Raw genomic sequence first — 12,923 nt, 5'->3', positions numbered from 1 at the left:
CAAACAAAGGAGGTCGAGTTAAGAATTTAGTGTTGCTGCATGGCCTGTAACTTGGCCTGATAACGATGCTTATCTGTGGCTTCGCGGCTAAGTGCCACCGCCTTTTCCATATTCTGTTTAGCGCGTTTTTCATCACCCAGCGCCCAATAGGTGCGTGACAGACCAAAGAAAAACTCATGGCGATAATCGGCCTTATCGACCGCCCTTTGATACCAAGCGAGCGCCTCACGGTATTGATGCTCATCGTAGGCCTGCTCGCCCATATCATAGTAGTAATAAGGGTTACGAATGCGCGCTAATTCAAGCACTTTATGGATCTGTGCCCACTCATCTAAACGCCCCTGTTCACCTAAGATCACCGCTAAGTTATAGAGGGTCGTCATATCGCTAGCATCAAACTTAAGGGCGTAGCGATAAACTTGCTCTGCACGTTGCTCATCGCCCTTGTGGCGATAAATCACGGCTAAGGTGTTGAGTGCAGGGATAAAGTGTCCAGATTTTAAACCCGCTTTAACCAAAGCGTAGGCTCGGTCTAAATCGCCTTCGACTAAAGACTCGGCGGCCATATTGTTGTAAAACATAGCAGTTAAGGTCTGGCGATTGATTTGCACTTTGTTGTAGCCTCGCAGGGCTCGCTCGGGCATAAAGTCGACCAAAATGGCATGGGTCGACATATAAACCGCATGCACGCTTGAAGCGGGTAGCAAGCGCAGATTGACATGGCCGTTAATCAGATAAAACTCGCCCTGTTTATCCCAAACGGGTTCAATCGCAATATCCTGAAACTCAGTGCCAATCTTAAAAATATCCGCTAGCACCGATGTCATGACCACCAACGACATACAATTCCCCGCACGCTGGGCGTAGGTTTCGCTGGCGGTTTGAGTCAGATTATCTTGATAGTGAAAGTCGCTGTGGCCACCATCTTGGTTAGCATTGATATAACTGGCTAACCATTCGTGCACCGCAAGGGGATTTTTCGTCGAGAAGCTATAGCGATCGTAGGCACGCCGGACATCGGCTACCACAGAGGGCGGAAGACTAAAAATATCCTCGACGCTAGGAATATTATTAACCGGTGTAAACAACGAATCGGCAAACAGGGCATCTATCTCATTATCACTAGGTTTGGGAGCTGTCGAGCTGCAACCCAATAATAGTAAAAGTAATAATGAGTAGAATATACCGCTAGAGATGGTGCGCAGTTGTATCATGATACGTCCCCCAGACCATAAGGCTCCTATTTGAGCTTATTACACTTGGCCAAAAAGACGTCATTAAATGGTTACAAAAAATAACGACCTGTCGCATAGGATTGCGGCAGTTTGAGAGTTAACGCTGCGCCGGAGGGTCAACCTTGATATACACATCCTGCTGCTGATAACGGTAAGGACGATAGTTATCCTGACCGCAGGTAAAATAGCGGTAAGGCCTTATCTGCGCGATACAGCCCAGGGGCAAGGCTTGCAGAATTTGAATTTGCTCCTGTCTTCTCAAAGACTCCTGCCATTCATAATCTTTCAGCACTTGGTCGCGAACAGCAAAAGCATCGAAAGGCTTATCCGAGCGAGTCACCACAACTTGCCCCGCAAAAGTGGGCAAGGCTAAGAGAGCACTCAGCATACTCCCGAGCAAACAGGTACGTCTAAGTGGTGCGGTGAGATCCGAGATTAAGCGCATCGTTAGCTCCTTGTTGCGGTACAAGTAGAATCGAAGACCCATAAAAAAAGCAGAGCACTTGGCTCTGCTTTACTATCCTCTTATCCCTTAGAGGCATCAAGTGTATCAGCGCGAGTTAGCCCGCACTTTTTACAGTTACAAACTCTGGGTAAGCATCGATACCACAGTCAGATGCATCCATACCGTTATATTCTTCTTCCTCAGAAACACGGATACCCATGGTCATCTTCAGTACAAACCACACCGCAAACGACGCGCTAAATACCCATGCGAAGATAATCGCTGCACCAGTTAATTGCGCCGTGATAGTGGCGTCGGCATTTGATAACGGCACACACATTAAACCGAGGAAACCCGCTACGCCGTGTACAGAGATTGCACCGACTGGGTCATCAATCTTAATTCTGTCCAAACCGACGATAGAGAACACCACTAAGCCACCAGCAACTAGGCCAATCACACCCGCCATCAGCAGTGAAGGCGACAGCGGATCGGCGGTAATTGCCACTAAGCCCGCCAGAATACCGTTGAGGATCATGGTCAAATCTGCTTTACCCCAAATCATTTTGCACACAACGAGGGCAGAAATAGCACCAAAAGCGGCCGCGGTGTTGGTGTTCACAAAGACTTTAGCGACAGAGCTAGCGTTAGCCGCATCTGAAACCATCAACTGTGAGCCACCGTTGAAACCAAACCAGCCCATCCATAGAATAAACATCCCTAAGGTCGCCATTGGCAGGTTAGAGCCTGGGATTGGGTTGACTTGGCCGTTAGGGCCATATTTGCCCTTACGAGCACCGAGCAGTAACACCCCAGCGATAGCCGCCGCAGCACCTGTCATGTGCACAATCCCGCTACCTGCAAAGTCAACAAAGCCCAAGCTAGAGATAAAGCCTTTACCCCAAGTCCAGTAGCCTTCAACGGGGTAGATAATGCCTGTCATCACCACGGAGAAGAACAGGAAAGCCCATAACTTCATCCGTTCAGCGACGGCGCCAGAGACAATCGACATCGCCGTTGCCACAAACACCACTTGGAAGAAGAAGTCAGATTCCAAGGCATGGTTTGCATCGCTAGCTTGTGAGCCAATCAGCGTACCGAGTGAAGGCAACCAGCCACCTTCAGCATTGTCGACATACATAATGTTGTAGCCAACCAATAGATACATCACACAGGCAATCGCATATAACACCACGTTTTTAGTTAAAATTTCGGTGGTATTTTTAGAGCGTACCAAGCCAGCTTCGAGCATGGCAAAACCCGCTGCCATCCACATAACTAAGGCGCCAGAAATCAAAAAATAAAAGGTGTCGAGTGCAAAGCGCAGTTCAGAGACTGTCACGCCTAATTTTGTTAGTTCTTCCATCTTCCGCCCCCTATAGCGCTTCAGTGTCGAGTTCACCCGTACGAATACGGATGGCATGTTCTAAGTCGATAACGAAAATCTTGCCGTCACCAATTTTTCCCGTATGAGCCGCAGTGGTAATCGCCTCAATCAGCATGTCGAGATTTTCTGCTTTAGTGGCAATTTCTAGTTTTACTTTTGGCAAAAAATCCACCTGATACTCAGCGCCACGGTACAACTCTGTGTGCCCCTTTTGACGGCCAAAACCTTTAACCTCGGTCACCGTCATCCCCTCAATACCAATTCCGGCGATAGCTTCACGGACATCATCCAATTTAAATGGCTTGATGATAGCGCTGACTAGTTTCATCCTGACCTCCAAAAAAACGCGATTGTTATTAACTTGTAGCCAAGATAATTCAATCATTAGGCCATAATTTTAATTCATTGATTTAAAAGAAATAATAAAGAATACACTTGAATTAACCGATTAAAAATGCACCAGACTTGTGCAAGCGTCGAGGCAGCGCACTCTTTTAGTGAGCAATTTAAGTGCACGGCATATTCGACTTTTGCCCTATTGGTGAGGCTGCTCAATTAGGTTTTACTAACAGTGTAAAAAACACACAATTCACAAAATAAGCAGAGCAAACGCTAAACGATGCCTTTATTCCACCCGCGCAGAAGGAATACCCGATGTTAAAACCCGAAGAATGTGTACTCGTTATCGTCGATGTGCAGGGAAAGCTCGCTCAGATCATGGATAACTCAGCCAAGCTTCATCAGCAGTTGAGTACACTCATCCAAGGCGCGCAGCTGTTTGAAATTCCTATCCTTTGGCTCGAACAATTACCCGCCAAACTAGGCTCGACCACTGAAGAGTTAAAAACCTTACTCGAAAAAACCGGCTCACCCATTGCCAAGCAACACTTTAGTGGTTGGTATTGTGATGAATTTGCTAATGCGTTAACCCAAACTCGGCGGAAACAGGTGTTGCTCGCAGGGATAGAAACCCATGTTTGCGTATACCAGACTTGCCGTGATCTGCTCGATCAGCACTACTCAGTGCATGTCGTCGCCGATGCCGTTTCTTCCCGCAGCGTTGACAATAAACAACTGGGCATTCAAATGATGACCGCCAAGGGAGCCACGCTGACCAATGTGGAGTCACTATTATTTGAACTGCAACACGAAGCCCAAGGCGATAGATTTAAGGCGCTGATAAAGTTGATTAAATAAGGTTGATTAAATAAGACGAGAAGAGAGCTTGTTCAAGCTCTCTTTAGCGGGTCAAAACGCGGCGACACAAACAGCAAATTTGGCACTATTGGCATAACTGCGAAAACTATAACCGCTGGGGGCGACCGAGATAATGCCGACCTCGAATTCGGTCTCATACACTGTGCGAGACCAAGAAGGGATTGTCGAGCTCCACTGCGCACGTTGATAGGCTGCGCGACTCTCGCCATCCCCATAGAGGGTATTTAACTCCTGCTCCGTTGGCCTGCGCCAATTGTCTTTACCAGCAAACTCGATTGAGGCCAATTTTTGGCACCAGCGGTCAAACTGACCGTTAACACCAACCTTGGCCTCATTGCCCTTGGCCGCTTCGGTGCCGGGTAAGATAACGCCCTTACCGTCCTGACGAAACTGCACATATTCTCCTCGGCTTGGGCCAAACACAAATTCCTCCTGTACATTAAATGTCATCGCATAGGAATCGCCACTGTTGTCGGCATCATCTTGTTTTAAGTAACCCAAGGCGTTCATCACAGCGATAGAAGGCGAACTGCTAAACCATTTAGTTTGGCGATCACTTTAATCGTAAAGTGCTTTGATTTTTAAGCAGTTGGTTGATGCCAGAGTGCGGTCGTTATTGTCTAGGCCGCCATCAAAGCTAGTATCGATTGGCGTACCTTCGACATGGCCGCACAGTGGAATTTGCTCTTTTTGGCGACATTCAGTTAGTAAAAACAACAGCACTATGGCAGTGCCGAAAACGGCGATTTTGGCGGGATTAATCATCACAACAAACCTAAATCCTGTGTTGATAAAAGACAGCTACAGGCAACCTCGATGGCATTCGCATCAGGGAATTGCCTTAAGCGAATGACCAATTAAGCTATAACGCCTTAATCACAGGCTCCTGCACTAGCAATTGATCGTTTTTGTAAACATAAAGTCTACCCACTGGACTCTCTTCGGCGCTGAGCACTATCACATCGCAAACATAGCGATAGGGACCACTTTTAAACTGGAAGGAATGATTACCGCCAGTACCCTCGCGCACCAATTGACCCTTTTTGAGGACTAAATCAGGTTTCTCGCTCAGGGATTTACCCTTTGCCCAAGCGGCATAACGATATTGGTTATTATCGATGGCATCGACACGTATGGTAAATCGCGCGGTTTCCCACGCGAGTACTGGGCTAGCAAATTCGCGCACACTCTCGTGTAGCATCAATTTTTGCTGCGCGATTAGCTCGTCTCTTAATTTGGCTTCCTCTGGGCTTTGATAATTAATGCCCGAGATTTTGCCATCAAAGTCCAACCAGACACTGCCGTGATCGAGCATAATGCCGCGCCAGCCCATAGTCTCCCAGTTGTTCTCTGTGGTCGAATTGGCGATTTGACTCAACAACTTGCTATCAAAGACTTGCTGGAATCTCGTCAGCATTTGCTGTGGATTTTGTATATCGGGGAGCGGATATTCACGCTTGAGAGGATAAGCAATCTGCTTGGCAATCGCCTGACGATCACCCGCCTTGGCCGCATCAATCAAAGCTTGCACCTGCGGCACATATTCCGCTTCTAGTGCGGCCAAAGCCTGTGGCGCAAGGCTTAGACTCCCCAGCAGCAAGCCTGCAAAAAGCCCTAAGCGCGAAAGTCGATGAATAGCTGAATATGTTCGAGAAGACAGAGCATGAGGCATGGCTTATTCCTTTAAAGTCAAAAACATCCAAATTAAGACTTCGCAAGGATAGCATAGCTAAGGTGGGATAAACATAAACAATCCCATCCAAGCCTATGTGTTAAAAGCCGAATCACAGCCTCGCTCGCAGCTCCTTAAGCTAACAGCTCCTTAAGCCAACAGCAAACTAGACGCTATCGCCACCGCGACCGACATAAAGATCACCCCAATCACCCCATCGATGATAGGCGTCAGTCGTTGCAGCTTTTGCTGCACCTTGGCCTTAGAGAGCATCAGCGCCAGAAAGCCAAACCAGAGCAGTGACAAGACAAATAACAACAGCGCTGCGGCGAATTTAGTCACGGACGTCACGCTGGGGGTGATCAGGGCAGAGAATAAGGTTAAGAAAAACACTAAAGCTTTAGGATTCAATAAATTGGTATAAAGCCCTCTCATAAACCCCTGTTTAGCTGACAAAGCGTTGACCGCACCCGCCGTGGGCATATCAAGGCTGTGTTCTGAGGTTGTTGCAAACCCAGAGGGATCTGCGCCCTTGCCGTGTAATACGGTTTTGGGTTTACTGAAAAAAGCCACCGCAGCCTTAAGCGCGCCAAATCCCATCCACGCCAAGTATGAAGCACCCAGCAATTGCACTAACAGATACAAGGTATGGGAGCTTTTAATCACTAAACTAACGCCGGTTAAACTCAAAATGGTATGGGCTAAAATCGCCGCCGATATCCCGGCTGCCGTGGCGATTGCGGTGTTTCGCGGCTGTGAGGTGGCAATCTTCACCATAATGGCAAAATCCGGCCCGGGGCTCACTAAGGCAACACAATGAATAACGGCTAAAGTGACTAACAGGGATACATCCATCAATACGGCTCCGCAAAACAAGAAAAACAGAAAGTCCAGTATGACTAAATCGCCAGAGCTTGCATTGTAATAAATTGCACGCCGCTAATTTACCGAGGCAAATTAAAGCATGCGTCGCTGGAATTGGACGGGAGAGAGTAAAAAAGCCTGCTTAAACGCCTTATTTAGATGACTCTGGTCGAAAAAGCCTAACTGCTGGGCCACATCTGCCACTAAGGTGCCATCGGTTAAGGACTTTTTCGCTAACTCTAATCGCACCCGCTTAACGTAGGCATGGGGCGTCATACCCGTTGCCTGTTTAAACTGCCTTAAAAATTGAAACTTACTCAGGTTGACCTCATTGGCTAGACCTTCAAGCTGAGTGTTTTGCCAAGGTTCATCGTGGATTTTCTGTTTGATTCGATTTAACTGCTGCCATGATAGCCTACTATCCTGCTCAAGTTTAAGCACTCCTGCCGGATGGCGCGTTAATAACAGCTGCATAAAGTTCAGCAGGTGCGACTCGGCCGCAAGCTCAGAGCATTGGCCTTGGATAAGCAAATCATGCAACTGGATAAAGTACTGATATAACGCGGAGTCATCCACCATAGGTGCATTAAAAAAATGGGCCTTCAGCCCTAACTCTAGGCTGATACCATTCATATATTCCACGGGGATCGACATCACCTTAACCCGATAACCTTCGGCGTCACGGCTTTGTCCATCATGGGTTTCATCGGGATTGAGGGTCGATAGCCCATGTTGTCCTAGCTGATAATGACAGCCCTTATTAATAAATTGCTGTGCCCCTTGAGTCACCACACCTAAGTGATAATCCAGATGCACGTGTTTATCAAAACTGAAATGGGTAAATTCCGCCTGACTCAGTTCAATGCCCGAGAGACTGGGATGGCGCCAGTAATTGATATTTTCAACGGGAGTCACACGGCTCATAGGGCAAGCTTAATCTCACAGGGCAAACATAACTTTAGATACTACTCATTCTAGCCGCCGAGCTCTTGGTCGGAATAGTAAATTATTGCAGCGCCCTCCCCAAAAAATGCCAAATGGCGGATGAGTGCGAATGACTGCCGTGGCCGTCTTACGCCTCAATGGCATGGTCTTCGCTATTTATAGAAGCCACTGCGACCGTGTTCGATAACGCTTTAAACCACAAAGCAAAGTAATTGTGTTAGTTCAATAAAGTAGTTGTTTTAGGCCAATGTTAGTTATATCAGCGGGCAATGCCAGTGAGATCACATGGTATAAGGGTTCACGATCGTGCTTGATGTTTAACGCCCGAAAGTCACCCTTGCGCTAAGTGACAGAGCACTTTCAACGGAGAAATAATGCAAATACTCGCCATTGGGAGCCTATTGTTCAAAGGTGGTGTTATCCCTTTAAATAACTCTGAGTCGCGTCATCTGCCAACGTTGCCCCTTATTAGCATTGTTCACTTGGTATTGGGCTGTTAAGTGGCTTGCCTTAAAGGTTGCACATTGGGCATTCACCTCGTTGGTAGAAGAAGCGGTAACGGGAGTGGCTAATGCCATGATTAAACTTCAGGAGATAACGGCAGCGATCCGTTTAATATTCATCACCAATTTTAGTATTGAGTGTTTGAGGGTATTCCCTTAAGAGGCACCGACAGCCTCAATGCCTAACATGACTAAATATCTTGATTTAAAAATATTTTATTTGAGCTAAATATCGAAATGATGATGTTAAACAGAATAGAAACGCTAAGTTTATCCTAGGTGCGGAACAAACTTAGCGTATCGGTTGGCGCTAGCAATGGTCACTCAAGAATGGTCACTCAAGTTAGAAACGATAACTGACACTCACCCGCACCATACGCGGCTCAACGGGATGATAATGCAAGTCTTCCACACCTTCAGCTGGCTCACCCGCTAGACGAGACTCGTAGAAATAATCGATATCGTGGTCTTTGCTATCAAATATATTCAATAGCTCCAGCTTAGTATCGAAGCCCGATAACTGATAACCAAGGGCAAGGTTCACTAAAGTCGTGTCATCGGCTTTATGCTCATCAAAACTATCGAGGATCCGCTCACCTAAATATCTCAGCCTGACACTGGTATACCAACCATCGCCATCGGGACGATAGGTAATGCCCGCACTGCCAACAAAGGGCACGGCACCATCGACATATTTGCCTTCATCGAGTTCATTTTCGGTAAAACGGGCACGGGTCCAGGCCAGTTCCATATCTAAGCTCACATCATCGTTAAGCCAATAATAGGCCGTGATTTCAGCGCCGTAACGCTCAGAGGCGCGGCTTGGTTCGGTATTGCCCGCATCGCCAACGAAGAGTAGTTCAGAGTCGAGTTCCAAATACCAAAGCGCGGCGGAGAAGTTAATAAAGTCGCGATCATAGTATTTGACGCCAAACTCGCCACCATTGGAGCGCACTAACAAATCGACCTTTTCAACCGGATCGCCCGTGACTGGGTCGACCTTAATGGTTGCGCCGCGGGCATCGTTAGAATGCAATCCTTGCCCCGCATTCATATAGAGTTCCAGATTATCGTTCACTAGGTAGGAAGCGCCCGCCTTTAAGCTCAACATACCATCGGAAGCATCACCGCTGTTGAGGGGATTATCACTATCGACCTGCACATCGAAATAGTCGTATCTCAAGCCTAAATTCAAACGCCATTGGTCCGCAGGCAACCACTCCAGCTTGCCAAACAATCCCGTAGAGAGTTCCTGCACTTCATCGAGTCTCACAGTGCTGAGGCGTTCCCGTGCTTTGGTGTTATATAAACCCACGGCACCAATATCGTCGTAACGTACATCGGCACCTAGACTGTAATTGATTTGTGTCCCCGCCAGACTCATTTGCCAGTCGCGTTTAATATCGCCGCCCCAAATGGTGCGCTCATCGACCTGCTCAAATTCATCGCCATTGATGGGATCGTTTAAGAAGTAGGTAAAGTTTGAAAACAGATCCATGGTCGAGCGTATCGCATAGGCATTGGCCTGCCAGTTGCCAGCGTCATAATTCGCCGAAATGCTGTAACGACTGGCCTCACCGCCCACATCGGTGTCGAGTGAACCGTAAAAATCAATCAGCCCAGACTCCACCGCCCGCGCCGGAATTTGATCCGCCGAATTCCAGCTATTGTCGTAGGCCATCATAGTGAGGCTAAAGTCCCCGCCATTAAGCTTGGTAAGATAGCGACCAACCACATTGACCTTGCTGACATCTTCCTTAATATCACTCCAAGGACCATCGTAAGCCTGTAATTCTGTTCCTAAAATAAATCGGCCGGCCTCGGTTTTCATATCCTGAGTCGCCACCAGCCGTTGATAACCGTATTCCCCTAAGGTCACCCCAACTTGGCGATAAGCGAGTTCATCGGCGAGCAGAATTTGCGCAGCACCCGCGCCGGAAAAGTCCGCCACTTCAGGATAATAAGCTCCTTTGGCATAACGTATTTCCCCTAACAGCTCGGGGATTAAAAAGTTAAGATCCGTATACCCTTGCCCATGCCCGTGAGTCCGCATATTGACCGGCATACCTTCGACGCGAGTATTAAAATCTGTGCCATGGTCTAAGTTAAAACCGCGTAGAAAATACTGATTCGCCTTACCCGAACCACTGTGCTGAGTGACGATCATCCCGGGGACAAACTCAAGGACCTCCCCCGTGCGCAGCAGCGGGCGACTCTCGATCTCCGCCGCACCCACTATCCCTTCAGACGCCGAAGTACTATGGCCTAAGGTATTAATTTGCCTGCCACGCACTTCTAAACGCTCGATTTTATCCAGATCATCAGCAAGAGCTGTGGCCGATAAGCCGCTAAGTGGCAATAAACATAGGCCAGTTAAATAGACTTTAGCTGGCCGTGTTTTTAAAACGTGTTGTTTTAGTTTCATTGAGTGTTTCCCGAGTCAACGAGTTGATGACGCGGATTTAACACTGTCTTCACAGCACAAAAGCGGATCTAGCTCAAACTCCAGTGAGAGAAAAATCGCCAACGACATTTATCTGTCAAATTTATGTGCTGAGTCGCACATTTTTATCAACAAAAGGACAATTTGTCCGCCACCAGATCACATTTTGTTGCCGATATTGAGGTTTTTCACCGTTCGAAGAACAAGGGAGAATAAAGCTAAGCCAGTGAATTAGGATGGCTATACTCTATATAACCAGAGCTCACTATGCGTACGACAGAGTGCCTTGATTGCGCAAAACTCTGCGCATCAGTCAGAAAATTTTTTATTTCCAAAAAATTATCTATAGCATTGATTTAGATTGTTAAATTTAGATTTTTCGACACTAGGGCGTGTTATATATTCCATATTAAAGGGAGTGAGTATGCCGTTTAGGAACCTTGCGGGTATATCCAATATATTAATTGGAATCGTCTTTTGCTTAAGCGCCCAAGCGAGTGAAACCACACCTTCGCCAACAGCGGCGACTGTAACGGATAAGCCCATATTTACTATGGCGTTTTATGAGGATCCTGAACATAGCTTTTACTTTAAATGGGCCGAACTCATTTACAGCCATGCCTTAGACCAACTGGGTTATCAATTTAGTTATGAACTCGTACCCGCAATTCGAGCCAGCAAAATGCTGGAGTCAAGTAAAGTCGATGGCGAACCCGGTAGAGTGTTCAACTATGGCGATAAAGTACAACATGTGATTAGGGTTGAAGAACCCATTATCGAAACACATTTAATCGCCTTTAGTAATAATCCGAATATCAAGCTTGCTGATTGGCAATCACTAACCACAGCAGACTATAAGGTTGAATATTATCGAGGCATATTGCGGGTTGAACAAATCCTTACAGCGCTTATACCAGAAGCGCGGCTTAGTGAATCATCTTCACCCATTAACTCATTTCGAAAATTACTTCACGGCCGGATAGATATCTACATCGATTCAGAAATAAGTTCACAACTCCTTCAGCAAACTCCTGAGTTTAAAGACGGCCTAATAAAACCGATAGCGACATTAGAGGCAATCACAAGCTATGGGTATTTAAACGAGCGCCATAGCCAACTGGCTATAAACCTTGCTGCACAACTCAAAAAAATGAAGCAGCAGGGTTTATTTGAACTGTACAAGCAACAAGCGCAAGCAAGTATTAGCAGTAAGCTAAACAAATAATCCCTCACCACGAATCACGCCACGATTTAAGCCTCTAGCTTGCAGTTAACTTTCGCCACCTCAACAGATCACGGATACATTCATAACTGGGGAATAATGCGGTAATCAACAGGACATGACTTAACCATTTATCTAACTGCTCCACTGTAAAAAGACCATTTAAGTCAGATCCTTGAACCTGTAACAATGGCGAGTTAAACGCCAGAAAAACAAGCAATAACGCATAGGCTAGATTCATCCCCATATTCGTTAGCAATAATGTTGCCGTCCACACCTGACGGCGCAGTTGCCAAAGACTATTGAAAATAGACAGCAAGATAATGGGGCTAAACCATTGCAGCAATTGCTGTACATTAACACTGAAGATAACTGAACGTGCCGCTAGTTGCTCGGCACTCATCCAGACACTATTCCAAATTACCAAGAGTAAAAAAAGATAAGTCGCTAGATCGAAAAACACATCACTAAAGCGGATTTGCTGCCAAGAAGGCACCACTTTGGGCAGTTGTTGCGGTTGCCAGTCTTTGCTACAGCCAGCGGAAATTGATTTTCCCTGAATTGAAAAACTCCAAAATGACAACACAATTACGGTAAATGCAAAGCAAGCATCACCGATAAAGCCGTGGACAATATGCAGCAGAAATCCTAATAAACTCCCTTCACTCGCACCAAGCCATTGGGTCGCCCCACCAATCACCTGCAATACAAATAAGACGCCCAGCACCATATACAAGGTGTACTTAAACAAAGAGATATCTTCATTAGCCACTATGGGGCTTGGTGGCACAAATTGCCAGGCGACCTGTGCCGGATGTCCCATTTGCTTTAACACTGCGGCGATTTGTGATTCCGACAGCTCACCTTGTTCAGCAAGGGCATCCAATTGATCACAGATATTGGCTTTGAGTTCACGACTAATTTCCTGACGTTTATCTTCGGGCAATTCCCGTTGCACAGCGGCAATATAACGGTCAACTAATTCCATA

At 46.8% G+C, this 12,923-nt stretch carries 14 protein-coding genes; 2 read left to right on the top strand and 12 right to left on the bottom strand.

Annotation, left to right across the window (positions count from 1 at the left end):
- Positions 1 to 26: 26 nt before the first annotated feature.
- The 4 genes from MMG82_RS12345 to MMG82_RS12330 form a co-directional block, all read right to left on the bottom strand.
- The gene (locus MMG82_RS12345) at positions 27 to 1,214 is read right to left on the bottom strand and encodes a hypothetical protein (protein WP_241406906.1); all 1,188 of its coding nucleotides are present in this window, start codon (positions 1,212 to 1,214) and stop codon (positions 27 to 29) included.
- Between the two features lie 118 nt (positions 1,215 to 1,332).
- Positions 1,333 to 1,680 carry a hypothetical protein gene (locus MMG82_RS12340; protein WP_241406905.1) on the bottom strand — a complete coding sequence of 116 codons (348 nt, stop codon included), beginning with the start codon at positions 1,678 to 1,680 and terminating at the stop codon, positions 1,333 to 1,335.
- 115 nt (positions 1,681 to 1,795) lie between these two features.
- Positions 1,796 to 3,046, bottom strand: coding sequence for an ammonium transporter (locus tag MMG82_RS12335; RefSeq protein ID WP_037414289.1), 1,251 nt, complete (start codon positions 3,044 to 3,046; stop codon positions 1,796 to 1,798).
- A 10-nt stretch (positions 3,047 to 3,056) separates the two neighbouring features.
- The gene (locus MMG82_RS12330) at positions 3,057 to 3,395 is read right to left on the bottom strand and encodes a P-II family nitrogen regulator (RefSeq protein WP_011071066.1); all 339 of its coding nucleotides are present in this window, start codon (positions 3,393 to 3,395) and stop codon (positions 3,057 to 3,059) included.
- 326 nt (positions 3,396 to 3,721) lie between these two features.
- On the opposite strand from MMG82_RS12330, the gene MMG82_RS12325 reads away from it, so the two are divergent.
- Positions 3,722 to 4,264, top strand: coding sequence for a hydrolase (locus MMG82_RS12325; protein WP_037414286.1), 543 nt, complete (start codon positions 3,722 to 3,724; stop codon positions 4,262 to 4,264).
- 51 nt (positions 4,265 to 4,315) lie between these two features.
- On the opposite strand, the gene MMG82_RS12320 is transcribed toward MMG82_RS12325, so the two are convergent.
- From MMG82_RS12320 to MMG82_RS12290, 7 genes are all read right to left on the bottom strand, one after another.
- Positions 4,316 to 4,786 (bottom strand): DUF1566 domain-containing protein, encoded by a 471-nt coding sequence (locus MMG82_RS12320; protein WP_241406904.1) that lies wholly within the window; start codon positions 4,784 to 4,786, stop codon positions 4,316 to 4,318.
- A 57-nt stretch (positions 4,787 to 4,843) separates the two neighbouring features.
- On the bottom strand, positions 4,844 to 5,053 hold the full coding sequence (locus MMG82_RS12315) for a hypothetical protein (RefSeq protein ID WP_241406903.1): 210 nt from the start codon (positions 5,051 to 5,053) through the stop codon (positions 4,844 to 4,846).
- Between the two features lie 94 nt (positions 5,054 to 5,147).
- Positions 5,148 to 5,957, bottom strand: coding sequence for a hypothetical protein (locus MMG82_RS12310; RefSeq protein WP_047538840.1), 810 nt, complete (start codon positions 5,955 to 5,957; stop codon positions 5,148 to 5,150).
- 150 nt (positions 5,958 to 6,107) lie between these two features.
- The gene (locus MMG82_RS12305; protein WP_047538843.1) at positions 6,108 to 6,812 is read right to left on the bottom strand and encodes a LysE family transporter; all 705 of its coding nucleotides are present in this window, start codon (positions 6,810 to 6,812) and stop codon (positions 6,108 to 6,110) included.
- 102 nt (positions 6,813 to 6,914) lie between these two features.
- Positions 6,915 to 7,745 carry an AraC family transcriptional regulator gene (locus MMG82_RS12300; protein ID WP_047538846.1) on the bottom strand — a complete coding sequence of 277 codons (831 nt, stop codon included), beginning with the start codon at positions 7,743 to 7,745 and terminating at the stop codon, positions 6,915 to 6,917.
- A 446-nt stretch (positions 7,746 to 8,191) separates the two neighbouring features.
- Positions 8,192 to 8,344, bottom strand: coding sequence for a hypothetical protein (locus MMG82_RS12295; RefSeq protein WP_156143201.1), 153 nt, complete (start codon positions 8,342 to 8,344; stop codon positions 8,192 to 8,194).
- A 268-nt stretch (positions 8,345 to 8,612) separates the two neighbouring features.
- Entirely contained in the window at positions 8,613 to 10,694 is a 2,082-nt protein-coding gene (locus tag MMG82_RS12290) for a TonB-dependent receptor (RefSeq protein ID WP_052184019.1), read from the bottom strand.
- 442 nt (positions 10,695 to 11,136) lie between these two features.
- On the opposite strand from MMG82_RS12290, the gene MMG82_RS12285 reads away from it, so the two are divergent.
- Complete coding sequence (locus tag MMG82_RS12285) at positions 11,137 to 11,937, top strand: hypothetical protein (protein WP_047538853.1); 801 nt, start codon at positions 11,137 to 11,139, stop codon at positions 11,935 to 11,937.
- Between the two features lie 34 nt (positions 11,938 to 11,971).
- Here MMG82_RS12285 and MMG82_RS12280 read toward each other — a convergent pair whose 3' ends face one another.
- Positions 11,972 to 12,922 carry a hypothetical protein gene (locus MMG82_RS12280; protein ID WP_047538856.1) on the bottom strand — a complete coding sequence of 317 codons (951 nt, stop codon included), beginning with the start codon at positions 12,920 to 12,922 and terminating at the stop codon, positions 11,972 to 11,974.
- Position 12,923: the final 1 nt, after the last annotated feature.

The organism is Shewanella sp. MM_2022_3, assembly GCF_022557375.1.
In the GTDB taxonomy this organism is placed as follows: Bacteria; Pseudomonadota; Gammaproteobacteria; order Enterobacterales; family Shewanellaceae; genus Shewanella; species Shewanella xiamenensis.
This window is presented reverse-complemented; position numbering and strand designations above follow the sequence as displayed.

Excerpts from the sequence above, each read along its gene's own strand:
- MMG82_RS12335 (WP_037414289.1), bottom strand. The coding sequence starts at position 3,046 with ATGGAAGAACTAACAAAATTAGGCGTGACAGTCTCTGAACTGCGCTTT.
- MMG82_RS12290 (WP_052184019.1), bottom strand. The coding sequence starts at position 10,694 with ATGAAACTAAAACAACACGTTTTAAAAACACGGCCAGCTAAAGTCTAT.
- MMG82_RS12330 (WP_011071066.1), bottom strand. The coding sequence starts at position 3,395 with ATGAAACTAGTCAGCGCTATCATCAAGCCATTTAAATTGGATGATGTC.
- MMG82_RS12295 (WP_156143201.1), bottom strand. The coding sequence starts at position 8,344 with ATGGCATTAGCCACTCCCGTTACCGCTTCTTCTACCAACGAGGTGAAT.
- MMG82_RS12345 (WP_241406906.1), bottom strand. The coding sequence starts at position 1,214 with ATGATACAACTGCGCACCATCTCTAGCGGTATATTCTACTCATTATTA.
- MMG82_RS12325 (WP_037414286.1), top strand. The coding sequence starts at position 3,722 with ATGTTAAAACCCGAAGAATGTGTACTCGTTATCGTCGATGTGCAGGGA.
- MMG82_RS12305 (WP_047538843.1), bottom strand. The coding sequence starts at position 6,812 with ATGGATGTATCCCTGTTAGTCACTTTAGCCGTTATTCATTGTGTTGCC.
- MMG82_RS12285 (WP_047538853.1), top strand. The coding sequence starts at position 11,137 with ATGCCGTTTAGGAACCTTGCGGGTATATCCAATATATTAATTGGAATC.
- MMG82_RS12310 (WP_047538840.1), bottom strand. The coding sequence starts at position 5,957 with ATGCCTCATGCTCTGTCTTCTCGAACATATTCAGCTATTCATCGACTT.
- MMG82_RS12300 (WP_047538846.1), bottom strand. The coding sequence starts at position 7,745 with ATGAGCCGTGTGACTCCCGTTGAAAATATCAATTACTGGCGCCATCCC.
- MMG82_RS12280 (WP_047538856.1), bottom strand. The coding sequence starts at position 12,922 with ATGGAATTAGTTGACCGTTATATTGCCGCTGTGCAACGGGAATTGCCC.
- MMG82_RS12340 (WP_241406905.1), bottom strand. The coding sequence starts at position 1,680 with ATGCGCTTAATCTCGGATCTCACCGCACCACTTAGACGTACCTGTTTG.